Consider the following 26,864-nt stretch of genomic DNA (forward strand, 5'->3'; position numbering starts at 1 on the left):
GGCCGGGTGTTACGCCGGGACGCTCGCCACGCCCTGCGCGAGGAAACGCTTGCCGTTGACGCGCTCGGAGACGCCCTCGCGGTCCAGGTACGGCGTGATGCCGCCCAGGTGGAAGGGCCAGCCCGCACCGGTGATCAGGCAGAGGTCGATGTCCTGCGCCTCGGCGACGACACCCTCCTCCAGCATCAGGCCGATCTCCTGCGCCACCGCGTCCAGGACGCGGTCGCGGACCTGCTCCTCGGTGAGGACGGAGTCGCCCTGCACGAGGAGGGCGGCGACCTCGGGGTCGAGCTCCGGCTTGAAGCCGTTCTCGGCGTTGTAGACGTAGAAGCCGCGCTTGCCGGCCTCGACGACACGCTTGAGGTTCGGCGAGACGGTGAAGCGCTCCGGGAAGGCGCGGTTCAGGGTCTCGGAGACGTGCAGGCCGATGGCCGGGCCGACGAGCTCCAGGAGCACCAGCGGCGACATCGGAAGGCCGAGGGGCTCGATCGCCTTCTCGGCGGTCTCGACCGGCGTGCCCTCGTCGATGACGTTCTGGATCTCGCCCATGAAGCGGGTGAGGATGCGGTTCACGACGAACGCCGGGGCGTCCTTGGTGAGGACCGCGGTCTTCTTCAGCTTCTTGGCGACGCCGAAGGCGGTGGCCAGGGAGGCGTCGTCGGTCTGCTCGCCGCGGACGATCTCCAGGAGCGGGAGGATGGCGACCGGGTTGAAGAAGTGGAAGCCGACCACGCGCTCCGGGTTCTGGAGCTTGGAGGCCATCTCCGACACCGAGAGCGAGGAGGTGTTGGTGGCGAGGATCGCGTGCGCCGGGGCGACCGCCTCGACCTCCGCGAACACCTTCTGCTTGACGGACATCTCCTCGAACACGGCCTCGATGATGAAGTCCGCGTCCGCGAAGCCCTCGGCCTTGTCCAGGACGCCCGAGACCAGGCCCTTGAGGCGGTTGGCCTTGTCCTGGTTGATGCGGCGCTTGCCGAGCAGCTTGTCGATCTCGGCGTGGACGTAGCCCACGCCCTTGTCGACGCGCTCCTGGTCGATGTCGGTCAGGACGACCGGCACCTCCAGGCGGCGCAGGAAGAGCAGGGCGAGCTGGGAGGCCATCAGACCGGCGCCGACGACACCGACCTTGGTGACCGGGCGGGCCAGCGACTTGTCCGGGGCGCCGGCGGGGCGCTTGCCGCGCTTCTGGACCAGGTTGAAGGCGTAGATGCCGGAGCGGAGCTCGCCGCCCATGATCAGGTCCGCGAGGGCCTGGTCCTCGGCGTCGAAGCCCTTCTGCAGGTCGCCGTCCTTGGCGGCCCCGATGATGTCGAGGGCGCGGTAGGCGGCCGGCGCGGCGCCGTGGACCTTGGAGTCGGCGATGGCACGGCCCTTGGCGACGGCCTGGTCCCAGGCCTCGCCGCGGTCGACCTCGGGGCGCTCGACGGTCACGGAGCCGTTCAGGACGGAGGCCGTCCAGATCAGCGACTGCTCCAGGAAGTCCGCGCCCTCGAAGAGGGCGTCGGCGATGCCGAGCTCGAAGACCTGCTTGCCCTTGAGCTGGCGGTTCTGGTTCAGCGAGTTCTCGATGATGACCGAGACGGCCTTCTCGGCGCCGATCAGGTTCGGCAGGATGGCGCAGCCGCCCCAGCCGGGCACCAGGCCGAGGAAGACCTCGGGCAGGGAGAAGGCCGGCAGGGCCTTCGACACGGTGCGGTAGGTGCAGTGCAGGCCGACCTCGACGCCGCCGCCCATGGCCGCGCCGTTGTAGTACGCGAAGGTCGGGACGGCGAGCGCGGACAGGCGCTTGAAGACGTCGTGGCCGCCCTTGCCGATGGCGAGCGCCTCGTCGTGCTTCTTCAGCAGCTCGACGCCCTTGAGGTCGGCGCCGACGGCGAAGATGAACGGCTTGCCGGTGATGCCGACGCCGGTGATCTCACCGTTGGCGGCCTCGGCCTCGACCTGGTCGATCGCCGTGTTCAGGTTGGCGAGCGACTGCGGGCCGAAGGTGGTCGGCTTGGTGTGGTCGAAGCCGTTGTCCAGCGTGATCAGGGCGAACCGGCCCGCACCCGCGGGCAGGTCGAAGTGCCGTACGTGGGCGCTGGTGACGACCTCGTCGGGGAAGAGCTCCGCGGCGCCCTTCAGAAGCTCGGCGGTGGTGCTCACTTGCCCTCCCAGTGGGGGTTTTCCCAGATGACCGTGGCGCCCATGCCGAAGCCGACGCACATCGTGTTGAGGCCGTAGCGGACCTGCGGGTTCTCCTCGAACTGGCGGGCCAGCTGCGTCATGAGACGGACGCCGGAGGAGGCGAGCGGGTGACCGTAGGCGATGGCGCCGCCGTACTGGTTCACGCGGGCGTCGTCGTCGGCGATGCCGTAGTGCTCCAGGAAGGCGAGGACCTGGACCGCGAAGGCCTCGTTGATCTCGAAGAGGCCGATGTCCTCGATGGACAGGCCGGCCTGGGCGAGGGCCTTCTCGGTCGCGGGGATCGGGCCGTAGCCCATGACCTCGGGCTCGACGCCGGCGAAGGCGTACGAGACGAGGCGCATCTTGACGGGGAGGTCGTTCTCCCGCGCGAAGTCCTCGGAGGCGATGACCGAGGCGGTGGCGCCGTCGTTCAGACCGGCCGCGTTGCCCGCGGTGACCTTGCCGTGGACGCGGAACGGCGTCTTGAGGCCGGCCAGCGACTCCAGGGTCGTGCCCGGGCGCATCGGCTCGTCGGCGGTGACCAGGCCCCAGCCGGTCTCGCCGGTGGAGGCGTCGGTGCGGCGGACCGAGATCGGCACCAGGTCCTGCTGGATCTTGCCGTCGGCGTACGCCTTGGCGGCCTTCTCCTGCGAGCGCACGGCGTACTCGTCGGCGCGCTGCTTGGTGATGCTCGGGTAGCGGTCGTGCAGGTTTTCGGCGGTCATGCCCATGAACAGGGCGGACTCGTCGACGAGCTTCTCCGACACGAAGCGCGGGTTCGGGTCGACGCCCTCGCCCATGGGGTGGCGGCCCATGTGCTCGACGCCACCGGCGATGACGGCGTCGTACGCGCCGAACGCGATCGAACCGGCGACGCTGGTCACGGCGGTGAGCGCACCGGCGCACATGCGGTCGATGGAGTAGCCCGGCACCGACTGCGGCAGCCCGGCGAGGATGCCCGCCGTGCGGCCGAGGGTCAGACCCTGGTCGCCGATCTGCGTGGTCGCGGCGATGGCGACCTCGTCGATGCGCGCGGGGTCGAGGCCCGGGTTGCGGCGCAGCAGCTCCCGGATGGCCTTGACGACGAGATCGTCGGCGCGGGTCTCGTGGTAGATGCCCTTCGGGCCCGCCTTGCCGAACGGGGTGCGGACGCCGTCGACGAAGACGACGTCCCTGACGGTACGAGGCACGATGGCTCTCCTCCAGGGTGCGGGATGGCACTGCTGCGGCACACGCCTAAGCGTGCGCTTGCTTCCCCCATGCTACTTGTGGGTAACCAGGCTGCCCAGTCCTTGACGGCCAAGCGGCGAAGGTCACACCCCGAAGCCTGCCGGACATGACGGAGCCCCCGGCGCATTTCGGCGTGCCGGGGGCTCTCGTATCGGGTGGCGGGCGGGTCAGGCCGTCGCCGTCAGGGCCTGTACCAGGAGGGGGGTCACCAGGCCGACCTGCCAGGGGCGGGCGCCGTGGCCGGTCAGGGCGGCGGCCACGCCGTCCGCGTCGGCCGGGGCCGGGGGCTCCCAGCAGACCCGGCGGACCGTGTCCGGGGTGATCAGGTTCTCCTGCGGCAGGTTCAGCTCCTCCGCGAGGGCCGAGACCGCCGTGCGGGCCGCCGACAGCCGGGCCGCCGCGGCCGGGTCCTTGTCCGCCCAGGCGCGCGGCGGGGGCGGGCCGGCCACCTGCTGGCCCGGCTGGGGGAGCTCGCTCTCGGGCAGGGCGCGGGCGCGGTCGACGGCCGCCTGCCACTGCTCCAGCTGGCGCCGGCCCATCCGGTGCCCGAAGCCGGGCAGCGCGGTGAGGGCGGTCACGTTCACCGGCACCGCCAGCGCCGCCTCCACGATCGCCGCGTCGCTCAGCACCTTGCCGGGGGAGACGTCACGCCGCTGGGCGACCTTGTCGCGGGCCGTCCACAGCTCCCGGACGACGGCCATCTGACGGCGCCGCCGCACCTTGTGCATGCCGGAGGTGCGCCGCCACGGGTCCTTGCGCGGCGGGGCGGGCGGGGCCGAGGCGATGGCGTCGAACTCCTGGTGCGCCCACTCCAGCTTCCCCTGCCGGTCGAGCTCCTTCTCCAGGGCGTCCCGGAGGTCGACGAGGAGTTCGACGTCGAGGGCCGCGTACCGCAGCCAGGGCTCGGGCAGCGGCCGGGTGGACCAGTCGACGGCGGAGTGGCCCTTCTCCAGGGCGTAGCCGAGGACGGACTCGACCATCGCGCCGAGGCCGACGCGCGGGAAGCCCGCGAGACGCCCGGCGAGCTCGGTGTCGAACAGCGAGGTCGGGCGCATGCCTATGTCGCGCAGGCAGGGGAGGTCCTGGGTCGCGGCGTGCAGGATCCACTCGGTCCCGGCGAGCGCCTCGCCGAGCCCCGAGAGGTCGGGGCAGCCCACCGGGTCGACGAGCGCGGTCCCCGCGCCCTCGCGGCGGAGCTGGACGAGGTAGGCGCGCTGGCCGTAGCGGTAGCCGGAGGCGCGCTCGGCGTCCACGGCGACGGGGCCGCGGCCGCCCGCGAAGGCGGCGATCACCTCGGCGAGGGCGTCCTCGGTCTCGACGACGGGCGGAATCCCCTCGCGGGGCTCCAGCAACGGGATCGGAAGCCCATTCGCAGGGACATCGTCGTCCGGGGGGCCGCCCCCGGTGGTGCGCAGTGCTGTGTCTGCTGCGGTCTCTTGGGCGTCGGTCACCTGTCAAGGGTATCGGTGAACGGCAGGCGCCTGTCGACGGAACGTTCCGTCGACAGGCGCCGCCTTCTCGTCCACCGCTCCGTCAGTGGATGATGCCCGTCCGCAGGGCGACGGCGACCATGCCGGCGCGGTCGCCGGTGCCCAGCTTGCGGGCGATCCGGGCCAGGTGGCTCTTCACGGTGAGGGCGGAGAGGCCCATGGAGACGCCGATCGCCTTGTTGGACTGGCCCTCCGCGACGAGCCGGAGCACCTCGACCTCACGGCCGGAGAGCTCGCGGTAGCCGCCCGGGTGGCTCGGGGCACCCGGGGGGCGGCGGTGGCCGAGGCGCGCGGCCGCGGCGCCGATGGGGGCGGCGCCCGGACGGGTCGGGTGGCCGATGTTGGTACGGGTGCCGGTGACGACATAGCCCTTCACGCCGCCCGCCAGGGCGTTGCGCACGGCGCCGATGTCGTCCGCAGCCGAGAGGGCCAGGCCGTTGGGCCAGCCCGCGGCGCGGGTCTCGGACAGCAGGGTCAGGCCGCTGCCGTCGGGCAGGTGGACGTCGGCAACGCAGATGTCGCGCGGGTTGCCGACGCGGGGACGTGCCTCCGCGATGGAAGAAGCCTCGATCACGTCGCGTACTCCGAGGGCCCACAGGTGGCGGGTCACGGTGGAGCGGACGCGCGGGTCGGCCACGACGACCATGGCCGTCGGCTTGTTCGGGCGGTAGGCGACCAGGCTTGCGGGCTGCTCGAGGAGAACGGACACCAGGCCTCCTGGGGGGAAGGGTGCGGGACGGAGCCGGCTCGGGGAAGAAGCCGGGGGCGAACCCGTGCTGTGAAGGGGTCACTGACTCCTTCGGCAGGTGGGTCGCCCGCCTTTAGGGAAAGATCACGATTTGGTGAGTAACAATTGGGGCAATTCGGACGCGTGATCGATCATCCTACGAGCGGGCCCCCTCGATTCACTCCTGAGGGGGAGGGCCGGGGCCGCCGTTCGGACACACCGAAGGTTGGCTTGATCCCGTCCCTCAGACCTGCTGCGGCCCCCGCCGCTGCGGCAGCGAGACGATCCCCGCGCCCGACACCGTCCCCGTCGTCCCCGCCGCCGGGTCCGCGGGCGCCGGCGGCAGACCCGCGATCTGGCACAGCAGATCGCACCAGGCCGCCAGGTGCGCGGCGGTGTCCGGGACCCCGCCCAGGCCCTCCCGCGGCGTCCACGACGCCCGGATCTCGATCTGCGTCGCGGGCCTGCGGTCGGCCAGACCGCCGAAGTAGTGGGAGCCCGCCATCGTCACGGTGCCGCCGGCCTCCCCGTACGCGAGCCCCCGGGACTCCAGGGCCCCGGTCAGCCAGGACCAGCACACCTCGGGCAGCAGCGGATCCGCCGCCATCTCCGGCTCCAGCTCCGCCCGGACCAGCGTGACGAGCCGGAAGGTGCCCTTCCAGGCCTCGTGCCCGTCCGGATCGTGCAGCAGCACCAGCCGCCCGTCGGCGAGGTCCTCCTCACCGTCCACGACGGCCGCCTCCACCGCGTACGCGTGCGGGGCGAGCCGCTGCGGCGGCCTCGTCGGGTCGATCTCGATCTCGGGCCGGAGCCGGGCCGCGCGCAGGGCCTCCACCGCCCGCCGGAACGCCGGTGGCACCGGGTTCGCCTCCGTACTGTCCGCCGTTTCGTCCGTCCCTCGATCGCCGTCGGAATGATCGGAAAAATGTCCCTGAGCCGCAGCCATGCGGGGAAGAGTAGGCGGAACGGGGCCTCTGCGCAGGGAGGGACACCCTGCCCGGACGAGCGGCTTCCCGCCACATGCGAAGATTCTGGGCGTGAGTGCCAACGAACGCCCCACGGGCCAGCAGACGAAGCAGTCGCGGACGTACGACTCCGCTTTCCTCAAGGCATGCCGCCGCGAACCCGTGCCGCACACCCCCGTCTGGTTCATGCGCCAGGCCGGGCGCTCGCTCCCCGAGTACCTGAAGGTGCGCGAGGGCATCCCCATGCTCGAGTCCTGCATGCGCCCCGAGCTGGTCACCGAGATCACCCTCCAGCCGGTCCGCCGCCACAAGGTCGACGCCGCGATCTACTTCAGCGACATCGTCGTCCCCCTCAAGGCCATCGGCCTCGACCTCGACATCAAGCCCGGCGTCGGCCCGGTCGTCGCCGACCCGATCCGCACCCGCGCCGACCTGGACCGGCTGCGCGACCTGACCCCCGAGGACGTCCACTACGTCACCGAGGCCATCGGGATGCTCACCGAGGAGCTGGGCGACACCCCGCTCATCGGCTTCGCCGGCGCGCCGTTCACCCTCGCGAGCTACCTCGTCGAGGGCGGCCCGTCGCGCAGCCACGAGCGCACCAAGGCCATGATGTACGGCGACCCGCAGCTCTGGGCCGACCTGCTCGACCGGCTCGCGGAGATCACCTCGGCCTTCCTCAGGGTCCAGATCGAGGCCGGCGCCTCCGCCGTCCAGCTCTTCGACTCCTGGGTCGGCGCCCTCGCCCCGGCCGACTACCGCCGCTCCGTGATGCCGGCCTCGGTGAAGGTGTTCGACGCGGTCGCCGGCTACGGCGTCCCGCGCATCCACTTCGGCGTCGGCACCGGCGAACTGCTCGGCCTCATGGGCGAGGCCGGCGCGGACGTCGTCGGCGTCGACTGGCGCGTCCCGCTCGACGAGGCCGCCCGCCGCGTCGGCCCCGGCAAGGCGCTCCAGGGCAACCTGGACCCGGCCGTGCTGTTCGCCTCGCCCGAGGTCGTCGAGGCCAAGACGGACGAGGTCCTGGCCGCCGCGCGGGACCTGGAGGGCCACGTCTTCAACCTGGGCCACGGCGTCATGCCGTCGATGGACCCGGACGCCCTGTCCCGGCTCGTCGAGTACGTCCACACCCGGACGGCCGTCTGACGCGCCCGCGCCACCCGTCCGACGGCCGCCGGGGAACACCCCGGCGGCCGTCGCGCTTCCGTCAGCCCGCCGCCCGGACCGCCGCCGTCGCCTTGCGGGCCGCGACCAGCACCGGGTCCCACACCGGGGAGAACGGCGGCGCGTACCCCAGGTCCAGCGCCGTCATCCGCTCCACCGTCATCCCCGCCGTCAGCGCCACGGCCGCGATGTCCACCCGCTTCGCCGCGCCCTCCCGGCCCACGATCTGCACCCCGAGCAGGCGGCCGGTGCGCCGCTCCGCCAGCATCTTCACCGTCATCGCCGCGGCCCCCGGGTAGTACCCGGCCCGGCTCGTCGACTCCACGGTCACCGTCACGTACTTCAGCCCGACCTCCCGCGCGTCCTTCTCCCGCAGCCCGGTCCGGGCCAGCTCCAGGTCGCAGACCTTGGACACCGCCGTGCCCACGACCCCCGGGAAGGTGGCGTAGTCGCCACCGACGTTCGACCCGATGACCTGGCCGTGCTTGTTCGCGTGCGTCCCCAGCGGCACGTACCGCTCACGGCCCGAGACGAGGTCCAGGACCTCCACGCAGTCGCCGCCCGCCCAGATGTTCCCGTGGCCCCTGACCCGCATGGCCAGGTCGGTGAGCAGCCCCCCGTGCGTCCCCAGCGGCAGCCCCGCCGCCCGGGCGAGCGAGGTCTCCGGGACCACGCCCATGCCCAGGACGACCACGTCCGCCGGGTACTCGGCCCCGTCCGTCGCGACCGCCCGCACCCGGCCGTCCTCGCCGGTGAGGATCTTCGTGACCTCCGCGGAGGCGACCGTGGTGATCCCCAGGCCGTCCATCGCCCGGTGCACCAGCCGGCCCATGTCCGGGTCGAGGGTCGCCATCGGCTGCTCGCCCCGGTGCAGGACCGTCACCTCGTAGCCGCGGTGGAGGAGCGCCTCGGCCATCTCCACGCCGATGTAGCCCGCGCCGACCACGACCGCCCGCCGTCCGTCGGTCGCGTCCAGCGAGTCGAGCAGCGCCTGACCGTCGTCCAGGGTCTGCACCCCGTGGACCCCGGGGGCGTCGATCCCCGGCAGGGCGGGCCGCTTGGGGCGGGCGCCCGTCGCGACCACCAGCTTGTCGAAGCCCGTCCACGTCTCGCCGCCGGTCGCCAGGTCCCGGGCGAGGACCCGCTGACCGTCCACGTCGATCGCCGCCACCTCCGTCCGCATCCGCAGGTCGATCGCGCGCTCCCGGTGCTCCGCGGGGGAGCGCGCGATCAGTTCGTCGCGGGTGGCGACGTCCCCGCCGACCCAGTACGGGATGCCGCAGGCCGAGTACGAGGAGAAGTGGCCGCGCTCGAACGCGACGATCTCCAGCTCCTCGGGCCCCTTGAGCCTGCGTGCCTGCGACGCGGCGGACATCCCCGCCGCGTCGCCACCGATGACCACCAGTCGTTCGCTCATGCCTCCAGTGTGGGCGCCGTTCCCGGCCGGGGACGCCGAGCCGGCCGAACCGCCCGCCCCCGACGGCTCATTCGCCGCTGCCGGGGGCGTCCGGGTCCGCGGGCGGCACGGCGGCTCCCGCGGCGTTGCGACGGGCCGCGGGGACGGCCGCCGGGCCCGCCGGCGGGGCGGTGCGGGCCGCACGGCCCGTGCGCCGGGGACGGACGACACGGCTCCACACCAGGTAGCCGGCCAGCGCCACGGCGAGCCACGGGGCCAGGGCCGCCAGTACCACGACGGCCCAGGAGGCCGCGCCCACCAGGGAGTTCCAGCCGCCGCTCAGCGCGTCGCCGAAGCCGGGGCGGCCCTCCCCGCCCTCCTCCTCGCGCGGCTTCTCCTTCTGGGAGAGCTCCAGCGTGATCGTCGCCAGGGACGTGCGGTCCCTCAGGGAGGCCTGCTGGGCCAGCAGCGACTCCAGGTCGGCCTGACGGCGGCTGAGCTCGCCCTCCAGGGTCACCACGTCGGCCAGCTTCTCCGCCCGGTCCATCAGGGCGCGCACCCGCGCCACGCTCGCCCGCTGGGTGGCGATCCGGCTCTCCACGTCCACCACCTGCTCGGTGACGTCCTTGGCGTCCGCCGTGCGCGACAGCAGCCTGCCGGTGCCGGTGAGTTCGCCGAGGACCGCGTCGTACCGCTCCTGCGGCACCCGCAGCACGACGCGGGAGACGACGTCCCCCTCCTCGACCCGCTCGGTCGACTCGTTCTCGACCCGGCCGCCCGCGGCGGCCGTCACGTCACGGGCGGTGGCCAGTGCCTTCGTCACGTCGCCGACCTCCACCGCGAGCGAGGCGGTACGGATGACGTGCTGCCGAGCCGGGGCCTTCGAGGGCGCGGCCGAGGGCTTGCCGGCGTCCGGTCCCGTGTAGCCGTCGGCGGCCCCCCGCTCCGCGCCGCCCTTCGCGTCCGCCGCGCTCAGGTCCCGCTTGGCGTCCCCGGACATGTCGCCGCCGGCTCCGCAGCCGGTCAGCACCAGCGCGGCCGCGAGCAGGACCCCGCCCGCCGCCGCCCGCGTTCTCGCCGTCGTACGTGCGCTCCGCATCGATTCCCCCCAAGGGTGGTTGGTGTCGCCGGTTCGACGTGCCGACCCACCGGACGGGTTGCCCTCCGGCGGTAGCGATGCGGTCACGGTCCGGCCTCGGAACGGGCGCGGGCGCGCGGCGGAGCCTCGGAACCGGACCTCGTGGGCGATTTGAGAGAGTGGTCCCATGAACGCGGACACCACGGGACCCCATGTCGTCGTCGCCGGAGGCGGTATCGCCGGACTCGCCGCCGCCCACCGGCTGGTCCTCGCCGGCCACCGGGTGACCCTGCTCGAAGCGGGGCCGCGGCTCGGCGGCAAGCTGCTCGCGGGGGAGATCGCGGGCGCCCCCGTCGACCTCGGCGCGGAGTCGCTGCTGGCCCGCCGGCCCGAGGCGGTCGACCTCGCCCGCGCCGTCGGCCTCGGCGTCCGGCTCCAGGCCCCCGGCACGACCACGGCGTCCGTCTGGTCCCGCGGCGCGCTCGTCCCCATGCCCAAGGGCCATGTCATGGGCGTCCCCGGCGACGCCCGCGCCGTCGAGGGCCTGCTCTCCGCGGAGGGCGTCCGCCGGATCGGCCTCGACGCGGAACTGCCCCCCACCGAGCTCGGCGAGGACACCGCCATCGGCGCGTACGTCGCCGCGCGCATGGGCCACGAGGTCGTCGACCGGCTCGTGGAACCCCTCCTCGGCGGGGTCTACGCGGGCGACGCGTACCGCATCTCGATGAAGGCCGCCGTCCCGGCGCTCTTCGCGGCCGCCCGCGGCCACCGCACGCTCACCGACGCCGTCCGCGCCGTCCAGCGGGCGGGGGCGGCGGCCCCCGCCGACGCGGCGGGCGCCGGCACCGGCCTCGGCGGCTCCGTCTTCCTCGGCGTCGACGGCGGCGTGGGCACCCTGCCCGGCGCCGTGGCCGACGCGATCCGCGCCGCGGGCGGCGAGATCGTCACCGACGCCCCCGTGACCGCGCTCCGCCGCACCGGAGCCACCGGCTGGCAGGTCGTCTGCGGCGACCGGGCCCTCGCCGCCGACGCCGTCGTCCTCGCCACCCCCGCGGGCCCCGCGGCCCGGCTCCTCGCCCCGCACGCGCCGACCGCGGCCGCCGAGCTGGACGACGTCGCCTACGCCTCCATGGCCCTGGTCACCCTCGCGTTCCGCCGTACCGACGTGCCCGCCCTGGCCGGCTCCGGCTTCCTCGTGCCGCCGGTCGACGGCCACACGATCAAGGCCTCCACCTTCTCCTCCCAGAAGTGGCGCTGGGTCACCGACGGCGCCCCCGACCTGTTCGTCCTGCGCACCTCCGTCGGGCGCCACGGCGAGGAGGACCAGGTCCGGCGGGAGGACGCCGACCTCGTCGCCGCCTCACTCAAGGACCTCGGCGCCGCCACGGGCCTCGCCGCCCGGCCCGTCGCCACCGCCGTCACCCGCTGGACGGGCGGCCTGCCGCAGTACCCCGTGGGCCACCTCGACCGGGTCGCCCGGGTCCGCGAGGCCGTCGCCGCCCTCCCGGGACTGCGCGTCGCGGGCGCCGCGTACGACGGCGTCGGCATCCCCGCCTGCATCGCCTCGGCCCACCGGGCGGCGGACGAGATCATCGCCACGTCGAAAAGGACCGACCCCGGTGCGGGGCACTCCCTGTGACGGGCGAGAATAGGCGTATGAGTGCGCCCGAAAAGATCCCGAACGCCGGTAAGAAGGCGAAGGACCTCAACGAGGTCATCCGCTACACCCTGTGGTCTGTCTTCAAGCTGCGCGACGTTCTCCCCGAGGACCGCGGCGGCTACGCCGACGAGGTCCAGGAGCTGTTCGACCAGCTCGCGGCCAAGGACATCACCGTCCGCGGCACGTACGACCTCTCCGGTCTGCGCGCCGACGCCGACGTGATGATCTGGTGGCACGCCGAGACGAGCGACGAGCTCCAGGAGGCGTACAACCTCTTCCGCCGCACCCGCCTGGGCCGCGCCCTGGAGCCGGTCTGGTCGAACATGGCGCTGCACCGCCCCGCCGAGTTCAACAAGTCGCACATCCCGGCCTTCCTGGCCGACGAGAACCCGCGCGCCTACGTCTCGGTGTACCCCTTCGTCCGCTCCTACGACTGGTACCTGCTGCCGGACGAGGACCGCCGCCGGATGCTCGCCGACCACGGCAAGATGGCCCGCGGCTACCCGGACGTCCGCGCCAACACGGTCGCCTCCTTCTCCCTCGGCGACTACGAGTGGCTCCTCGCCTTCGAGGCCGACGAGCTGCACCGCATCGTGGACCTCATGCGCCACCTGCGGGCCTCCGAGGCCCGGATGCACGTCCGCGAGGAGGTCCCGTTCTACACCGGTCGCCGCAAGAGCGTCGCCGACCTGGTGGCGGGCCTGGCCTGACGGCCGCACGCAAGACCTGGTGGTGGTCCGGCTCCGGCCGGGCGTGCCATCCTTCGACCCGGAAGATCAGACGGCAGGCCCGACCGGGCCCGCCGCTCCAGCGACACCGGGTCCGGCTCCGGGTGCGGCGCGCACGACGCGCGCCGCACCGGCGTCATTTCCGGGGTCGTTCCAGCCGCCCCACCGGCCTTCGGCACGCTCCGGGGGAGCACCTCCGGCCGGCCCCGGCCTGCTCGGTCCCGGCCGCTCAGCCCCGGCCGCACAGGGCGGCCCGCAGCTCCGGTTCGAGCACCCCGGTGCCCCGCGTCGCGAGGGCGGTCAGGGGATCCGCGGCGGACAGCCCCGCGAGCACCCGCTGCCCGGCCGGCGACGCCCAGCGCGTGTACGGGTACACCTCGGCCCGCCCGATCAGCAGGCAGAGCCCCGACGCGAGCAGCGGCAGCGCGAACCCGGCCAGCACCGGGGCACGCTCGGCGGCCGGCACGAGCAGCGCGGACACCGCCCCCAGGACCAGGCTCAGCAGGAGCCCCGCCCGCACCGCCCGCACCCCGGCGGCGACCTCCCGGCGGCCCGCGGCCGACACGGCGAGCCCCCGCTCGACGAGCCGCTCCGCGAGCAGCCGGACGGACTCCGCGTCGGCGACCAGCGGACGGACGGCGGGGATCGGCGCCTGACCGCCGGGCCCCAGGGCGCCGACGACGGCCCGCTCCAGCGGGTCCGCCGCACAGGCCTCCGCGTCCACGACCGTCGCCCAGCCCGTGCGGGCCAGGAACAGCCGCCGCGCCCGGTGCATCGACACCAGGGTCAGATCGGTGACCCGCAGCGGCCCGCCGGCGAGATAGGCCGCCTCGCCGACGGTCAGCTCCGGCGCACCCCCGCCGGGCACGTCCCCGTCCCCGGCCGCCGCGAGCGCCGCCCGGCAGAGCCGCGCGCAGCCGACACCGGCGACCACGCACGCCACGAGCAGCAGGGGAACCCAGACCATGACCGAGTTGTACGGGAGGCGGGGCCGCCCCGCCACTCGAACGGGTGATCAGCTGCTGGAGCTGGAGCACGAACTCCCGCTGGAGCTGGAGCACGAACTGGAACTGGAGCTGGAGCACGAACTGGAGCTGGAGCACGCGCTGCCCCCGCCGCCGCAGCTCGAACCGCCGCCCGAGCAGGACCCCGACGAGCACGACGACCCGGAGCCGGAGCAGGATCCGCCGCCCCCGCCGCAGGCACTCGCCCCCGCGCACCACACGGTGGCGGCGGCGACATCGTCGTGGGACCCCGACGTGCCGCCGTGCCGGTACGGCGGCACGGTGCTCCGGGCGCCCCGCCCGCGCCGCCGGGGCGGCCCGTAGAACCGGGCCGCGGCCACGAGCTGCTGCTGCAGCACCGGGTCGGGGAGCGCCCGGAGCCCGTACAGCGCCACCAGCAGGGCCGGGTCCGCGCGCGGGCCGTGCTCCCGCCCGTACGCGGCGACCGCGCGCCGGCCGGCCGGGGTGGTCTGCCGGCCGGTGAGCGACCCGCAGACGGCGGCGGTGACCAGCAGGGCGACCAGGATCGGCACCACCTTGAAGACGAACGGGACGGGCATGTCCGCGCCGGGGTCCAGGGTGCCCGCGAACTCCACGACCGTGAGCACGATCGACACCGGGAAGAGCATGAAGCCGGTGATGAGGAGCGCCCCGCACCAGCGGGCCGTCGTGCGCCGGGTCGCCGGGTCGACCACGAGCCCGCGCCCCGCCAGCCCGTCGCCGATCTCCTGCACCGCCGGGTGCTGCATCACGGCGAGCCGCAGGTGGTGCAGGGCCCCGTGCGGGGCGGCCGCGTGCGCCTGGAGCACGGCCCGTTCCACCGGGTCGTACGCGACGGGGCGGACCACGGCCACGATGCCGGGGCCGCCGATCCCCAGCCTGCCGTCCGCCTGGAGGGCGGTCAGGGCGGCGTCGGCGACCCTGGCCGGGCCGCCGTTGAGGAAGGCGACCTCGTACCGGTCGTGGACCGGGCCGCCGGATCCCCGGCGGGTCCGGACGACCCGGGTGAGGAGCAGGGCGATGCCGGCGACGCCGGCCAGGTAGAAGACCGTGACGAGGACGTTCACGAGCACCTCACTTCCGTACGAGTGCGTGGCGGGCGGCCCGGACGAGCCGGGTGGCGCGGCCGGGCGGGCGGCTGCCGGAACGGTCCTGCCACCACTCGGTGAGCCGCCGCCGCGCCGCGGGGTCCTCCGGCCGTCCGGCGATCAGCAGGTGCTCGGCGAAGTCCAGCGCGTCCCGGCGGTAGCCGCCGCTCATCGGCCGGGACCGGGCGTACGCGAGGAACGCCGGCCGATAGCCCGCGCCCAGGATCTCGGGGAGCTCCGGCGCGACCTTCGCGACGACCCCGGCCCGCTTGGCCGCGAGGGCCCGGCTCTGCACGCCGAGCCGCCGGTTGTCGAAGCCCTCGGGCGCGGGGGTGCCGGCGACGAGCGCGGAGAGAAGGGCGGCCTGGGCGACCGCCACGCGCTGCCGGGCGCCGGCCGCGGGGCTCGGCGCGGCGGCGGGCGCCGCCTCGGCGGGGGCCACCGGGGGGACCTCGGGCATCGGCCCGCCGGAGACCCGGGCTCCGGCGCCGATGAGGAGCGTCTCGCGGGGCGCGGGCACCGGCGGCCGGGCGCCGTGCCGGTGGGCCGTGTCCGCCCGGACCGCCCCGCCGCGCCGGGCGCCGGCCAGCGTCGCGCGGATCGCGCGGAGCTCGCCCGCCAGTTCCTCCGCGGGCGGGAAGTCGTCGTCGCGTTCCAGCAGCACGCCCGGCGGCGCCACCCGGGACGCGAGGTCCGCCAGCACGTCGAGCACCGCCCGGGGCACCGGGTGCGCGTGGGTGTCGTGCCAGACCCCGTCCCGCTCGACACCCCCCGCCACGTGCACGTACGCGATCGCCTCCACCGGCAGCTCCGCGAGGGCCCGCGCCGGGTCCTCGCCCCGGTTGACGTGATTGGTGTGCAGGTTGGCGACGTCGATGAGGAGCCGTACCCCCGTGCGCTCCACCAGCTCCGCCAGGAAGCGCCCCTCGGACATCTCCTCGCCCGGCCACGCGACGAGCGCCGCGATGTTCTCCAGGGCGAGCGGCACGGGCAGCGCGTCCTGGGCGATCCGCACGTTCTCGCAGAGCACGTCGAGCGCGTCCCGGGTCCGCGGCACGGGAAGCAGGTGGCCCGCTTCGAGCTGCGGGGTCGCGGTGAGCGGCCCCCCGGCCCGGACGAACGCGATGTGCTCCGTGACCAGCGGCGCCCCGAGCGCCACGGCCTTCTCGCCGAGCGCGGCGAGCCGCGCCGGGTCGGGGCGGTCCGCGCCCCCGAGCCCCAGCGAGACGCCGTGCGGCACGACGGTGACGCCGCGCTCGCGCAGCCGGGTCAGGGAGTCGGGCAGGTGGTCGGCGCAGATGTTCTCCGCGACGACCTCCACCCAGTCGATGCCGGACAGCCCCTCCACCGCCTCAGCGATCTCGGGACGCCAGCCGATGCCGATGCCGAGTTCCGTCATGTCCCCCTCCTTCGGTCCTCAGTCATCCACGTGATGGCCGCTGCGGAGGCGTTCGAACCCCGGGAGGACCACGTTCAGAGGTTGATTTGAGGTTCCGTTTCGGTCACGCCGAACGGAGGAGATCCGACCGCTACGGCCGGAAGCCGCCTCCCGGATCGGGCCGGGCATGCGGCCCCCGCCCCGGGAGACGGGTCCCTAGGGACGCGGAAGCCGCAGCCCGGGGGCGAAGCGGTCGCTCCCCTCGGCCACCACGGTGGGACCCGGCGCGATCTCGGTGAAGCCCGCGTCCCGGACCAGGGGGAGGCCGCTCGCGGTCAGCGCGGGCCACTCCTCGGCCGTGGCGGTGCGGACCGCGAGCGGGAAGCCCGCCGCGTGCCAGGCCTTCCGGTCCGCGTCGTCCATCGCCCACCACAGCAGCTGCGCCCCGTGGCCCGCCTGGGCCATCGTCTTGCCCGCCGACATCTCCAGCTCCGGATTGATCCACAGCACGACCGCCCCGGCGGGGACGGGACCGGGCGCCTCCGGGTCGTCGAGGTCGGTGCCCGACACCTGGAGCCTGGCCAGCTCCTTGGGCCAGCCGTCGAGCGGGACCGGCGGGAAGACCCGGACCTCGGCCTCCCGGCCGCCGACCGTGATCCCGGGGAGCGCGCCCGCGCGCCGCCACTCCGCCCCGCGCGCCCGGCGCACCACCTTGCGGATCCTGGCGTCCTGCCAGTCGGCCACGGCCTGTGCCCAGTCGCCCTCGCCGAGCGAGCGGTCGTCGGTGAGGATCTCCAGGACGGCGCGCGCGGCGGTCTCCAGGGCGTCGGTGCGGGACGGCGGCGCGTCCCGTTCGATCCGCACCACCAATGGCAGGACGAACTGGGGCTTCTCATCGCGGGTGTCGGTCTCGTTGCTGCTCACCGGGCAAGTCTGCCATTGCCGCCGTGGGCGATTCTTGTGGGAACGGAGGACTCCGGGACAGGATGCCCCTCATGAAGAGTGATCTTTTCAGCGGCGAACACCTCGCCGAGACCGCGGACTTCCCGGGAATGACCCTCCAGAACGCCAAATCCGTCAAATACACCGTCAACGGCGAGATGCACGCCCGTCAGGGATCGATGATCGCCTTCCGCGGCGACCTCGCCTTCGAACGCAAGGGCCAGGGCATCGGAGGCCTGCTCAAGCGGGCCGTCACCGGCGAGGGCCTCGCCCTGATGACCGTGCGCGGCCAGGGCGAGGCGTGGTTCGCCCACGAAGCGCAGAACTGCTTCATCGTCGAGATCGAGCAGGGCGACGCCTTCTCGGTCAACGGCCGCAACGTCCTCTGCTTCGACACCACCCTGCACTACGAGATCAGGACGGTGAAGGGCGCCGGCATGACCGGCGGAGGCCTCTTCAACTCCGTCTTCTCCGGCTACGGCAAGGTCGCCCTGGTCTGCGAGGGCAGCCCGATCGTCATTCCCGTCACGCCGCAGGCCCCGGTCTTCGTCGACACCGACGCCGTCGTGGGCTGGAGCGAGCAGCTCCGCACCTCGCTGCACCGCTCGCAGTCCGTCGGCTCGATGATCCGCGGCGGCTCGGGCGAGGCGGTCCAGCTGAAGCTGGAGGGCCAGGGCTTCGTCGTCGTCCGGCCCAGCGAGCTGACCCCGCAGAAGTCCTCGGGGTGAGGCTGGAGCGCGTCGGGCGCCGGCACGGCCTCCGGGGGCCGTGGGCCCTGCGCGGGGTGGACCTCGACCTGCCCGCCGGGGCGCTCGTCCGGATCGTCGGCGCGAACGGCACCGGGAAGTCGACGCTGCTCCGGATCGTCGCCGGGGTCGACGCACCCACCACGGGACGCGTCACCGGCCGCCCGCCCCGCACGGCATACATCCCCGAGCGCTTCCCGGCGGCCCTGCCCTTCACGGCCCTCGACTACCTGGTCCACCTGGGGCGGGTCCAGGGTCTCGGCGGGGCGCGGGCACGGGACCGGGCGGGCGAGTGGCTCGAACGCCTCGGGGCGACCGAGCACCGTGGTACGGCCATGGCGGAGCTCTCCAAGGGCACGAGCCAGAAGGTCGCCGTGGCTCAGGCGTTCCTCGCGGACCCGGGCCTCCTCGTCCTCGACGAGGCCTGGACCGGCCTGGACACGGGCGCGCGTGCGGAGCTGGACGCGGCGGTCCGCTCTCGCCGAGCGGCCGGCGGGACCGTCGTCTTCGTCGACCACGACCCGCGCCGGCTCGCGGGGGAGCCGTCTGCGGTCCACGCGGTGTGCGACGGGCGGGTCCACGCGGTCCCGGCGCCTCCCGGGGCCCACCCGGCGGCGGGGCGGACCGGTCCGGCCGACGGCCCGCGACCGCGGGTGCGGATCACCGTCTCGGGCGGCCCGCGCCCCCTCCCGGAGCGGCTGCCCGGCCGCCCGCTCGTCGCACCGGGCCCCGCCGGCGACGGCACCACCGTCCTCACCGTCGACGCCGCGCACTCCGACGCCCTGCTGGGCGCCCTCCTCACCGCCTCCTGCCACATCCACCGTCTCGGACCGGTCACCGACCCCGAAGGCGTACGCGTATGACGGCGCTCCTGCGCTACCAGACCGGCCTGCTGCTCCGCTCCCAGCGCTGGCTCGCACCGCTCCTCCTGTACGCGGCCGTCCTCGGCGTCGGTGTCCGCGCGGGCGAACCGGTCCTCGGGGCGCTCGGGCTCGCCGCCGGCGCGCTGCTTCCGGTGACGGCCTGGGCGGTGCGCATCTGCGTCACCCAGGAGCCGCCCGCCGCCCGGAACGTCGTGGCCGCGGCGGCCGGCCGGGGCCGCGCGCACCTCGCGGCGCTCGCCGCCGGGACCCTCCTGCCCGCCCTCGTCGGCGGGGTCGCGGTCCTCGCGGTGACCGCGGTCGGCGACCGCCGCGGTGTCGCCGCGTCCGCCGCCGTGGCCACGGGCCTTCTGGCGGTCCTGACCTGTGTCCTGACCGGGGCCTGCGTCGGCGCGCTGGCCTCGCGGCCGTTCGTCCGGGGCCCCGGCTGGTCCGTCTCGGCCCTGGTCCTGGGCTCGCTGCTCGCGCTGGTGACCACCGGCTCGCCCGCGAAGCACGCGATGACGGCCCTGATCACCGGGGCCCGCACGGCGACGGCGACTCCGCCGTGGCTCGCCTGCGGGGGCGCCGTGCTCCTCGCGGCGGGGTGCGCGGCCGTCTCGCGCGCGGCCACGGCCCGCCTGGAGTGAGGCCGCCCGCCGTGCTCAGCCCCGCATCAGTTCCGAGACCTTCACGAAGCGGTAGCCGCGGGCGCGGAGTTCCGGGACGATGCGGCGGACCGCCTGCTCGGTGACCGGGGCCGCGCTGCGCGTGCAGTGCATGACGACCAGGGAGCCCGGCCGCACGCCGTCGAGGACCTGCTCGGCCACCGCGTCCGGGTCCTTCGCGAAGGCGTCGCCGCTGACCACGTCCCACTGGACGGCCGTCACCCCGGTCGGGGTGAGGGCGCGCAGGGCCGCGTCGTCGTAGCAGCCGCCGGGGAAGCGGAAGTACGGGACGACGTTCACCGCTCCGGCGTCGCGGAAGGAGTCGAAGGCCCGCTGCACGTCGTCCGCCATGTCGGGCGGGGCGACGGTCGGCAGGCCGTAGCAGGGGGAGGCGAAGGCGTAGTGGCTGTAGGAGTGGTTGGCGATCTCGAACCGCGGGTCGCCGCCGATGGACTTCGCCTGGTCCGGGTACTCCTCCGCCCAGCGGCCCGTCATGAACACGGTGGCGTCCACCCCGAGCCGCCGCAGCGTCGCGATGAGCTGAGGGTTGTCGAAGCGCTCGCCCCCGGCGGCCCGCGGGCCCTGATCGGCGGTCATGTCGGCGTCGAAGGTGAGGGCGACGACCTTCTCCGCGGCCTGGGACGCCGCCCCGCCGGCTGCCTTGACCCGGTGTGTGTACACGGGGGTCCGGCCGCCGGGGCCCGGGGCCATGGTGGGCGGTGCGGCGGGGCCGCGCGCGGCCTTGGGCGGGGCGGCGGTGCCCTGGGGGGCCGGGGCGGCGGTGCCGGCCGTCCTCTCGGGACGGGCGACCGGGGCGGTGTCGACGGCTTCCCGGCCGCAGCCGACGAGGACGGCCCCCAGAAGACCGAGAGCCGTCAGATTTCGTACAGAAGATCTCACAATCGGAAGTTAACTGATCAGAATCTCTACGACTCGCGACGCGGCAGCGGCTGAGCGCGAGTCCACGCGCTCAGCCGACACCCCGACACACGCCGACCCACCCGCAGCCGGGCGGGGACCTCAGCTCAGTGCCACGGACCCGTGACCGCGAACGTCGTGCCCGGCGTGTAGCAGTTGACGTACATGGTCGCCCGGTCCGGCGAGAAGGTGACGCCCGCGAACTCGCCCCACTCCGGTGCCCCGGGGCCGCCGATGTCCTGCGCGCCCCGCGCGACCGGGTACACCTCGCCCCGCTCGCTCACCCCGAAGACGTGCTGCGCCCCCTCGCCGTCCTCGCAGACCATCAGCCCGCCGCTCGGCGCCAGGCAGATGTTGTCCGGAGACTCGCCGGGCAGCCGGACGTCGGTGTCCGGGCCGAAGACGACGACGAGCGTGAGCCGGCGCCGGTGCGGTTCGTACTTCCAGACCTGGCCGAAGTGCGTGGCGCCGGAGCCGTCGTCCAGGCGCGCGAAGGAGGACACGAAGTACACGGACCGGCCGCCCCAGTAGCAGCCCTCCAGCTTCTGGGCGTGCGTGATGCCCCGGGGGCCGAAGTCCTGCAGCCTGATGGGGGTCAGCGCGGCCTGCGGGTCGGGTACGGGGACCCATTCGACGCCCTCGAAGCGGGTGCCCGCCTCCTGCACCACCGAGAGGTCGGCGACGCCCGGGACCCGCATGGCCTCCAGGGCGCCGCCGGCGCGCAGCGAGCCCGTGCCGCCGAGCGGCCGGTGGGGGAGGAAGCGGTAGAAGAGGCCGAAGGGGTGCTCGAAGGCGTCCTCCGTCTCGTAGACGATGCCGCTCGCCGGGTCGATCGCGACGGCCTCGTGCTGGAAGCGGCCCATCGCGGTGAGGGGGACGGCCCCGGTGCGGTGCGGGTCGGCGCCGTCGACCTCGAAGACGAAGCCGTGGTCCTTGGTGTAGCCGTTGGTGCCGGCCTTGTCCTCGGTCTCCTCGCAGGTCAGCCAGGTCCGCCAGGGAGTGGGGCCGCCCGCGCAGTTCACGGCCGTACCGGCGATGGCGACCCGCTCGCCCAGGACGTTGTTCCGGCCGTCGAGTTCGAGGGCCGTGCAGCCGCCCTTGCCGGCCGGGTCGTACGTCAGACCGGGCACGGTCGGGACGCCGATCTTCCCGGTGACACGGTTCTCGTGGTTGCGGACGAGGTGCACGCGGCCGCGGCGGCCGGCGAAGGCGCTCATGCCGTCGGGGTTGCTGGGGACGGGGCCCTCGCCGGAGCGGAGCGGGTCGCCCTGGCGGGACAGGACCTTGTAGCGGAAGCCGGCCGGGAGGTCGAGCAGACCGTGCGGGTCGGGGACCAGGGGGCCGTAGCCGGCCCGTCCCGTGTGGCCGCCGGTCGCGGCGCTCGCGGTGCCGGCGAAGAGTTCGGAGAGGGTGCCGGTGAAGGCGATCCCGGCGGCGGTGGCGCCGGTGCGGGACAGGATCTGACGTCGTGTCGCGGACATGAGACAGCCCACTTTCCTGTTGGCGGACAGGTGTGTGAAGTGACGTGTGACCCGCATGTGTGTACCACGCACGGTGGTGGCAGGTGAACATGCGGGCCACAACGGACTCATGTGGCGCGTGTGCCGACCGGGGGTCAGGAAGCGGCGAGTTCTGCCGTGAGGGTGATCGTCGTGCCGGTGAGGGCCTGGCTGACCGGGCAGTTCTTCTTCGCGTCCTCGGCGAGCCCCTGGAACGTCTCCGCGTCCACCCCGGGGACCTCGCCGCGCACGGTCAGGTGGATGCCGGTGATGCCCTCGCCCGGCTGGAAGGTGACGTCGGCCTTGGTCTCCAGGCGGGTCGGCGCGTGGCCGGCGCCGGCCAGGGCGTGCGAGAAGGCCATGGAGTAGCAGGAGGAGTGCGCGGCCGCGATGAGCTCCTCGGGGCTGGTCTTCCCGTTGGCCTCCTCGGCGCGAGAGGGCCAGGAGACGTCGTACGAGCCGATGCCGGAGGAGTCGAGGGTGACGACGCCCGAGCCCTTGAGGAGGTCGCCCTCCCACACGGTGTGGGCGTGACGCACGGTGGCCATGGTGAATCCCTTCGATCGGGTGACGGCCTCCAACCTACTGCGGGACCAGCCCCTTGGCGTCGCGGGCGAGCGCGGTGAGCCGGGAGATCGCCCGGAAGTACTTCTTGCGGTAGCCGCCGTTCAGCATCTCGTCGCTGAACAGCCGGTCGAAGGGCAGTCCGGAGGCGAGGACGGGTATCTCGCGGTCGTACAGCCGGTCGGCGAGGACGACGAGACGGAGGGCCGTCGACTGGTCCGGGACGGGCTGGACGTCGGTGAGGCAGACGGCCGCGAGGTCGTCGGTGAGCGCGCCGTAGCGGCTCGGGTGGACCTTGGCCAGGTGCTCCAGCAGGTGCGGGAAGTCGTCGAGGGACGCGCCCGGCGTCGCGTACGCGGTCGCGGTGACGACCTGGTCGGAGTGGGGGGCCGGGGCCTCGGGCAGGCCGCGGTGGCGGTAGTCCTCGCCGTCGATCCGCAGCGGCCGGAAGTGGGCCGAGAGGCCCTGGATCTCGCGCAGGAAGTCGGCGGCGGCGAAGCGGCCCTCGCCGAGCTTGCCGGGGAGCGTGTTGGAGGTGGCGGCGAGCGCCACACCCGATTCGACCAGCTTGCCGAGAAGGCTGGAGACGAGGACGGTGTCGCCCGGGTCGTCGAGTTCGAACTCGTCGATGCAGAGGAGGCGGTGGCCGCCGAGGGTCTTCACGGTCTGCTGGAAGCCCAGCGCCCCGACCAGGTTGGTCAGCTCGACGAACGTGCCGAACGCCTTGAGCGCCGGTTCGGCGGGGGTGGCGTGCCAGAGCGAGGCGAGCAGGTGGGTCTTGCCGACGCCGTACCCGCCGTCCAGGTAGACCCCGCGCGGACCGGTGGGGGCGGCCGGCTTGCGGGCGAACCAGCGGCGCTTCCCGGCGCCGGAGGCGTGCGCTCCGCCCAGGCCCTCGGCGAAGGCGCTCAGCACCGTGACGGCGTCGGCCTGGGTGGGCTGCCGGGGGTCCGGGTGGTACGTGTCGAACCGCACGGAGTCGAAGCGCGGCGGCGGCACCATCTCCGCGACGAGCCGGTCGGCGGGGACATGGGGCTCTCGGGAGCAGAGCGAGAGCGGGGCCGCCGGGGTGGATGCGGCTTCGGGGAGGGCACGGGTCGACACAGTTACCCACTCTAAGCGTCATGTCAGACTCGGAGGATGCGACAGCTCTTCCCTGTGACGGACATGACAGCTTCCACCGCCCCTGACCAGGAGTGGTCGCTGGACGCGCTCGCCGAGGCCTACGCGTACCCGGAGCTCCCCGCGGGCGGGGGCGCGTGGCTGCGGGCCAACATGGTCTCCTCGCTCGACGGGGCGGGACAGCACGACGGGCGGTCGCAGCCGCTCTCCTCCGACACCGACATGCGGATCTTCGGCACCCTGCGGGCCCTGGCCGACGTCGTCGTCGCCGGTGCCGAAACGGTACGCCTGGAGGGGTACCGCCCCGCACGCGCGCGTGAGGCCTTCGCCGCCCGCCGCGCCGCCGCCCGGCAGGGGCCGGCCCCGGTGATCGCCGTGGTCAGCGCCTCCCTGGACCTGGACTTCTCGCTCCCGCTCTTCACCGAGCCGCTGGTGCCGACCCTGGTCCTCACCGGCGCCGCCGCACCCGCCGAGCGGGTCCGGGCGGCGCGGGCCGCGGGCGCCGAGGTGCTGGTGGCGGGCGACGGGGCCGGAGTGGAGCCGGCCCGGGCCAAGGCGGTGCTCGCGGAGCGCGGGCTCCGGCGGCAGCTGACCGAGGGCGGACCCCGGCTGCTCGGCCAGTTCACGGCGGCGGGAGTCCTGGACGAGCTGTGCCTCTCGGTCTCGCCGACCATGACGGCGGGCGACGCCCAGCGCATCGCCGGGGGGCCCGCGACGGCCGTCCCGACACGCTTCGCGCTGGCTTCGCTGCTGGAGCAGGACGGCTTCCTCTTCACCCGCTACCGTCGGATCTGACAATCGGCGGAATTTGTCGTTCCGCTTAGCGTGGGCTGGGCACACTTACTGACGCAGACCCCGTGCGGGCACGGGGAAGGATGGTTTCCGCAGAAGGGCTCATGAGGTGTTCACAAGCGTTCTGATGATCGAGAAGCCCCTGACGGCCGTCGACGTGGAGTTCGTGACCACGCTGCACGGCGAGGAGGGCGTGTCCTTCATCGTTCTGATGCAGCCGCGTGGTGACCAGGCCGATGTACTGCTGCGTGCCATCGACGACGTGGCGATGGGCGAACTGAAGGAGGCGACCCGCGAGGGCGACGAGCCGGAGGGGAAGGAGGCCAGACGCCCCGCCGAGCTGGCCCTGGAGCACTCGCTCCAGGCACTGCGGGACGCCGGCTGCGAGGCGGTCGGGCAGGTCGTCGAGGACCACCCGCTCACCAAGATGAAGTCGGTGGTCGAGGAGGCCGAGGCGGACGAGGTGATCGTGCTGACCGCCCCGCACTACGTGGAGGAGTTCTTCCACCGCGACTGGGCCTCCCGGGCCCGTCACAAGGTCGGGGTGCCCGTCCTCAAGCTCTTCGCGCACAGCGAGGACGCCGCCGCCGGGTAGCCGCCCGGCCGGCACCCGTCGGTGCCCGCGCCCCGTGCAGGGGGTCGCGGGCACCGGCGCGCCCCGGGCGGGGCGTCGCCTGCACCGGCGCCCCGGCACCCCCGCCCCGCCACACGCCCGCCCCGCCGCCGCCCGCCGGGCCCACCCGGCCGGAACCACTAGGCTGGGGCTTTCCACCACTACCTGTTGCGCGCGCAACAGGTAGGAGCCACGAGACGCACTCCGGGGAGAGATCCACATGGCACCCGCCATCCCTGCCGCCATGGAACGGCCGCACTTCATCGGCATCGGCGGTGCCGGAATGTCGGGCATCGCGAAGATCCTCGCCCAGCGCGGCGCCAAGGTCGCCGGCAGCGACGCCAAGGACTCCGCGACCGCCCAGTCGCTGCGCGCCCTGGGCGCCACCGTGCACATCGGCCACGCCGCCGAGCACCTCGCCGACGACGCCTCCGCCGTGGTCGTCTCCAGCGCCATCCGCGCCGACAACCCCGAGCTGGCCCGTGCCGCCGAGCTGGGCATCCCCGTCGTCCACCGCTCCGACGCCCTCGCCTCCCTCATGGACGGCCTGCGCGCGATCGCCGTCGCCGGCACCCACGGCAAGACGACGACCACCTCCATGCTGGCCGTCGCCCTCACCGAGCTCGGCCTCGACCCCTCGTACGCCATCGGCGGCGACCTCGCGGGCCCCGGCACCAACGCGCTGCACGGCGACGGCGAGGTCTTCGTCGCCGAGGCCGACGAGAGCGACCGCAGCTTCCAGAAGTACGACCCCGAGGTCGCGATCGTCCTCAACGTCGAGCTGGACCACCACGCGAACTACGCCTCCATGGACGAGATCTACGAGTCCTTCGAGGCCTTCACCGCCAAGATCCGCCCCGGCGGCACCCTGGTCGTCGGCGAGCACGCGGGCGCCCGCGAGCTGGCCCGCCGCGTCGCGGACCGCGACGGTCTGCGCATCGTCACGGTCGGCGAGACCGAGGACTCCGACGCCCGCATCCTCAAGATCGTCCCGAACGGGATGAAGAGCGAGGTCACGGTCGCCCTCGACGGCGTCGAGCACGTCTTCACCGTCTCCGTCCCCGGCCGCCACTACGCGCACAACGCCGCCGCGGCCCTCGCCGCCGGTGCCCGCGTCGGCATCGACCCGGCCGACCTCGCCCGCGCCCTCACCGCCTACACCGGCGTCGGCCGCCGCCTCCAGCTCAAGGGCGAGGCCAGGGGCGTCCAGGTCATCGACTCGTACGCGCACCACCCCACCGAGATGACCGCCGACCTGGAGGCCATGCGCGGCGCCGCCGGGGCCTCCCGCCTCCTGGTCGTCTTCCAGCCGCACCTCTTCTCCCGCACCCAGGAGCTGGGCAAGGAGATGGGCGACGCACTGGCCCTCGCCGACGCCTCCGTCGTCCTCGACATCTACCCGGCCCGCGAGGACCCGATCCCGGGCATCACCAGCGAGCTGATCATCGAGGCAGCCCGGAAGGCCGGGGCCGACGTGACCCCGGTCCACAACAAGGGCGCGGTCCCCGAGATCATCGAGGGAATGGCCGGCCCGGGTGATCTCGTTCTCACCATGGGCGCGGGCGACGTCACGGACCTCGGACCGCGCATCCTGGACCACCTGTCGAAGTAGCGGCAAGCAGCAGAGGGAGCGAGTTCATGGCGTACGACGTCGAGAAGCCGGACGAGCAGTGGCGTGCGGAGCTGAGCCCGGCGGAGTACCAGGTGCTGCGCCAGGCGGGCACCGAGCCCGCCTTCCGCGGCGAGTACACGGACACCACCACGCAGGGCGTGTACTCCTGCCGGGCCTGTGGCGCGGAGCTGTTCACGTCGAAGGAGAAGTTCGCCTCGCACTGCGGCTGGCCGTCCTTCTTCGACCCGAAGGACAGCTCCGCCGTCGAGCTGATCGAGGACCGCTCCCACGGCATGGTCCGCACCGAGGTCCGCTGCTCCCGCTGCGGCTCGCACCTGGGCCACGTCTTCGAGGGCGAGGGCTACCCCACGCCGACGGACCAGCGGTACTGCATCAACTCGATCTCGCTGCGGCTGGAGCCCACGGAGTAGTCGGCACCGGCGTGCGAGGG

The 26,864-nt window shown here is 74.1% G+C and carries 25 protein-coding genes; 10 read left to right on the top strand and 15 right to left on the bottom strand.

Features of this window, described 5'->3' with window-relative positions; translation table 11 throughout:
- Nucleotides 1-9 precede the first annotated feature (9 nt).
- From ACF09E_RS30070 to ACF09E_RS30090, 5 genes are all read right to left on the bottom strand, one after another.
- Nucleotides 10-2,148, bottom strand: a complete 2,139-nt coding sequence (locus ACF09E_RS30070; RefSeq protein ID WP_392208651.1) for a 3-hydroxyacyl-CoA dehydrogenase NAD-binding domain-containing protein — start codon at nucleotides 2,146-2,148, stop codon at nucleotides 10-12.
- A complete protein-coding gene (locus ACF09E_RS30075; protein WP_392208653.1) occupies nucleotides 2,145-3,359 on the bottom strand; it encodes a thiolase family protein in 1,215 nt (404 codons plus the stop codon). Before ACF09E_RS30075 ends, ACF09E_RS30070 begins: the two co-directional genes overlap by 4 nt.
- A 207-nt stretch (nucleotides 3,360-3,566) precedes the next feature.
- A complete protein-coding gene (locus tag ACF09E_RS30080; RefSeq protein ID WP_392208655.1) occupies nucleotides 3,567-4,850 on the bottom strand; it encodes an HRDC domain-containing protein in 1,284 nt (427 codons plus the stop codon).
- 82 nt (nucleotides 4,851-4,932) lie between these two features.
- On the bottom strand, nucleotides 4,933-5,598 hold the full coding sequence (locus ACF09E_RS30085; RefSeq protein WP_015037008.1) for a response regulator transcription factor: 666 nt from the start codon (nucleotides 5,596-5,598) through the stop codon (nucleotides 4,933-4,935).
- Between the two features lie 262 nt (nucleotides 5,599-5,860).
- Nucleotides 5,861-6,562, bottom strand: a complete 702-nt coding sequence (locus ACF09E_RS30090; protein ID WP_361862578.1) for a DUF3000 domain-containing protein — start codon at nucleotides 6,560-6,562, stop codon at nucleotides 5,861-5,863.
- 91 nt (nucleotides 6,563-6,653) lie between these two features.
- Here ACF09E_RS30090 and hemE point away from each other — a divergent pair, with 91 nt between their 5' ends.
- Nucleotides 6,654-7,727: a uroporphyrinogen decarboxylase gene (hemE, locus tag ACF09E_RS30095; protein WP_392208657.1), complete on the top strand. Its 1,074-nt coding sequence runs from the start codon at nucleotides 6,654-6,656 to the stop codon at nucleotides 7,725-7,727.
- A 61-nt stretch (nucleotides 7,728-7,788) separates the two neighbouring features.
- On the opposite strand, the gene ACF09E_RS30100 is transcribed toward hemE, so the two are convergent.
- Together ACF09E_RS30100 and ACF09E_RS30105 are read right to left on the bottom strand one after the other, a co-directional pair.
- Nucleotides 7,789-9,162: an FAD-dependent oxidoreductase gene (locus tag ACF09E_RS30100; RefSeq protein ID WP_392208659.1), complete on the bottom strand. Its 1,374-nt coding sequence runs from the start codon at nucleotides 9,160-9,162 to the stop codon at nucleotides 7,789-7,791.
- A gap of 67 nt (nucleotides 9,163-9,229) precedes the next feature.
- A complete protein-coding gene (locus ACF09E_RS30105; protein WP_392208661.1) occupies nucleotides 9,230-10,240 on the bottom strand; it encodes a DUF4349 domain-containing protein in 1,011 nt (336 codons plus the stop codon).
- A gap of 166 nt (nucleotides 10,241-10,406) precedes the next feature.
- Between ACF09E_RS30105 and hemG the strand changes: the two genes are divergently transcribed.
- The gene (gene hemG, locus ACF09E_RS30110; protein ID WP_392208663.1) at nucleotides 10,407-11,858 is read left to right on the top strand and encodes a protoporphyrinogen oxidase; all 1,452 of its coding nucleotides are present in this window, start codon (nucleotides 10,407-10,409) and stop codon (nucleotides 11,856-11,858) included.
- A 17-nt stretch (nucleotides 11,859-11,875) separates the two neighbouring features.
- Nucleotides 11,876-12,589 carry a hydrogen peroxide-dependent heme synthase gene (gene hemQ, locus ACF09E_RS30115; protein ID WP_361862739.1) on the top strand — a complete coding sequence of 238 codons (714 nt, stop codon included), beginning with the start codon at nucleotides 11,876-11,878 and terminating at the stop codon, nucleotides 12,587-12,589.
- 247 nt (nucleotides 12,590-12,836) lie between these two features.
- Here the strand turns inward: hemQ and ACF09E_RS30120 are convergent, their stop codons facing one another.
- From ACF09E_RS30120 to ACF09E_RS30135, 4 genes are all read right to left on the bottom strand, one after another.
- Nucleotides 12,837-13,574 (bottom strand): TIGR04222 domain-containing membrane protein, encoded by a 738-nt coding sequence (locus ACF09E_RS30120; RefSeq protein ID WP_392208665.1) that lies wholly within the window; start codon nucleotides 13,572-13,574, stop codon nucleotides 12,837-12,839.
- Between the two features lie 48 nt (nucleotides 13,575-13,622).
- Nucleotides 13,623-14,684, bottom strand: coding sequence for a TIGR04222 domain-containing membrane protein (locus ACF09E_RS30125; protein WP_392208667.1), 1,062 nt, complete (start codon nucleotides 14,682-14,684; stop codon nucleotides 13,623-13,625).
- 1 nt (nucleotide 14,685) lies between these two features.
- The gene (locus ACF09E_RS30130; protein WP_392208669.1) at nucleotides 14,686-16,098 is read right to left on the bottom strand and encodes a DUF692 family multinuclear iron-containing protein; all 1,413 of its coding nucleotides are present in this window, start codon (nucleotides 16,096-16,098) and stop codon (nucleotides 14,686-14,688) included.
- Nucleotides 16,099-16,293: 195 nt separating this feature from the next.
- Nucleotides 16,294-17,001: a peptidyl-tRNA hydrolase gene (locus tag ACF09E_RS30135; protein ID WP_392208671.1), complete on the bottom strand. Its 708-nt coding sequence runs from the start codon at nucleotides 16,999-17,001 to the stop codon at nucleotides 16,294-16,296.
- 71 nt (nucleotides 17,002-17,072) lie between these two features.
- Here ACF09E_RS30135 and ACF09E_RS30140 point away from each other — a divergent pair, with 71 nt between their 5' ends.
- The 3 genes from ACF09E_RS30140 to ACF09E_RS30150 are packed head-to-tail and all read left to right on the top strand — an operon-like array spanning nucleotide 17,073 to nucleotide 19,275.
- Nucleotides 17,073-17,747: an AIM24 family protein gene (locus ACF09E_RS30140; protein ID WP_392208673.1), complete on the top strand. Its 675-nt coding sequence runs from the start codon at nucleotides 17,073-17,075 to the stop codon at nucleotides 17,745-17,747.
- Entirely contained in the window at nucleotides 17,744-18,628 is an 885-nt protein-coding gene (locus ACF09E_RS30145) for an ATP-binding cassette domain-containing protein (protein WP_392208675.1), read from the top strand. The genes ACF09E_RS30140 and ACF09E_RS30145 overlap by 4 nt, the downstream gene beginning before the upstream one ends.
- Nucleotides 18,625-19,275 carry an ABC transporter gene (locus ACF09E_RS30150; protein WP_392208677.1) on the top strand — a complete coding sequence of 217 codons (651 nt, stop codon included), beginning with the start codon at nucleotides 18,625-18,627 and terminating at the stop codon, nucleotides 19,273-19,275. The genes ACF09E_RS30145 and ACF09E_RS30150 overlap by 4 nt, the downstream gene beginning before the upstream one ends.
- A 15-nt stretch (nucleotides 19,276-19,290) precedes the next feature.
- On the opposite strand, the gene ACF09E_RS30155 is transcribed toward ACF09E_RS30150, so the two are convergent.
- From ACF09E_RS30155 to zapE, 4 genes are all read right to left on the bottom strand, one after another.
- Nucleotides 19,291-20,193, bottom strand: a complete 903-nt coding sequence (locus tag ACF09E_RS30155) for a polysaccharide deacetylase family protein (protein ID WP_392208679.1) — start codon at nucleotides 20,191-20,193, stop codon at nucleotides 19,291-19,293.
- Nucleotides 20,194-20,318: 125 nt separating this feature from the next.
- Entirely contained in the window at nucleotides 20,319-21,692 is a 1,374-nt protein-coding gene (locus ACF09E_RS30160; RefSeq protein ID WP_392208681.1) for an alkaline phosphatase PhoX, read from the bottom strand.
- A 134-nt stretch (nucleotides 21,693-21,826) separates the two neighbouring features.
- On the bottom strand, nucleotides 21,827-22,258 hold the full coding sequence (locus ACF09E_RS30165; RefSeq protein ID WP_392208683.1) for an OsmC family protein: 432 nt from the start codon (nucleotides 22,256-22,258) through the stop codon (nucleotides 21,827-21,829).
- Between the two features lie 34 nt (nucleotides 22,259-22,292).
- The gene (gene zapE, locus ACF09E_RS30170; RefSeq protein WP_392208685.1) at nucleotides 22,293-23,378 is read right to left on the bottom strand and encodes a cell division protein ZapE; all 1,086 of its coding nucleotides are present in this window, start codon (nucleotides 23,376-23,378) and stop codon (nucleotides 22,293-22,295) included.
- A gap of 36 nt (nucleotides 23,379-23,414) precedes the next feature.
- Between zapE and ACF09E_RS30175 the strand changes: the two genes are divergently transcribed.
- The 4 genes from ACF09E_RS30175 (at nucleotide 23,415) to msrB (ending at nucleotide 26,844) form a co-directional block, all read left to right on the top strand.
- A complete protein-coding gene (locus tag ACF09E_RS30175; protein WP_392208687.1) occupies nucleotides 23,415-24,191 on the top strand; it encodes a pyrimidine reductase family protein in 777 nt (258 codons plus the stop codon).
- Nucleotides 24,192-24,297: 106 nt separating this feature from the next.
- Nucleotides 24,298-24,783, top strand: coding sequence for an indole-3-glycerol phosphate synthase (locus tag ACF09E_RS30180; RefSeq protein ID WP_392208689.1), 486 nt, complete (start codon nucleotides 24,298-24,300; stop codon nucleotides 24,781-24,783).
- Between the two features lie 238 nt (nucleotides 24,784-25,021).
- Nucleotides 25,022-26,413 (top strand): UDP-N-acetylmuramate--L-alanine ligase, encoded by a 1,392-nt coding sequence (gene murC, locus ACF09E_RS30185; protein WP_392208691.1) that lies wholly within the window; start codon nucleotides 25,022-25,024, stop codon nucleotides 26,411-26,413.
- 26 nt (nucleotides 26,414-26,439) lie between these two features.
- Nucleotides 26,440-26,844 carry a peptide-methionine (R)-S-oxide reductase MsrB gene (gene msrB / locus ACF09E_RS30190; RefSeq protein WP_392208693.1) on the top strand — a complete coding sequence of 135 codons (405 nt, stop codon included), beginning with the start codon at nucleotides 26,440-26,442 and terminating at the stop codon, nucleotides 26,842-26,844.
- The last annotated feature ends 20 nt before the right edge of the window (nucleotides 26,845-26,864 follow it).

The sequence above is a fragment of the Streptomyces sp. NPDC014891 genome, from assembly GCF_043081085.1.
Taxonomy (GTDB): Bacteria; Actinomycetota; Actinomycetes; order Streptomycetales; family Streptomycetaceae; genus Streptomyces.

Bases quoted from the DNA above. Each gene is read 5' to 3' on its own strand.
- ACF09E_RS30090 (WP_361862578.1), bottom strand. From the start codon at position 6,562: ATGGCTGCGGCTCAGGGACATTTTTCCGATCATTCCGACGGCGATCGA.
- ACF09E_RS30100 (WP_392208659.1), bottom strand. From the start codon at position 9,162: ATGAGCGAACGACTGGTGGTCATCGGTGGCGACGCGGCGGGGATGTCC.
- ACF09E_RS30105 (WP_392208661.1), bottom strand. From the start codon at position 10,240: ATGCGGAGCGCACGTACGACGGCGAGAACGCGGGCGGCGGCGGGCGGG.
- hemG (WP_392208663.1), top strand. From the start codon at position 10,407: ATGAACGCGGACACCACGGGACCCCATGTCGTCGTCGCCGGAGGCGGT.
- hemQ (WP_361862739.1), top strand. From the start codon at position 11,876: ATGAGTGCGCCCGAAAAGATCCCGAACGCCGGTAAGAAGGCGAAGGAC.
- ACF09E_RS30120 (WP_392208665.1), bottom strand. From the start codon at position 13,574: ATGGTCTGGGTTCCCCTGCTGCTCGTGGCGTGCGTGGTCGCCGGTGTC.
- ACF09E_RS30130 (WP_392208669.1), bottom strand. From the start codon at position 16,098: ATGACGGAACTCGGCATCGGCATCGGCTGGCGTCCCGAGATCGCTGAG.
- ACF09E_RS30140 (WP_392208673.1), top strand. From the start codon at position 17,073: ATGAAGAGTGATCTTTTCAGCGGCGAACACCTCGCCGAGACCGCGGAC.
- ACF09E_RS30150 (WP_392208677.1), top strand. From the start codon at position 18,625: ATGACGGCGCTCCTGCGCTACCAGACCGGCCTGCTGCTCCGCTCCCAG.
- ACF09E_RS30160 (WP_392208681.1), bottom strand. From the start codon at position 21,692: ATGTCCGCGACACGACGTCAGATCCTGTCCCGCACCGGCGCCACCGCC.
- ACF09E_RS30165 (WP_392208683.1), bottom strand. From the start codon at position 22,258: ATGGCCACCGTGCGTCACGCCCACACCGTGTGGGAGGGCGACCTCCTC.
- ACF09E_RS30175 (WP_392208687.1), top strand. From the start codon at position 23,415: ATGCGACAGCTCTTCCCTGTGACGGACATGACAGCTTCCACCGCCCCT.
- murC (WP_392208691.1), top strand. From the start codon at position 25,022: ATGGCACCCGCCATCCCTGCCGCCATGGAACGGCCGCACTTCATCGGC.
- msrB (WP_392208693.1), top strand. From the start codon at position 26,440: ATGGCGTACGACGTCGAGAAGCCGGACGAGCAGTGGCGTGCGGAGCTG.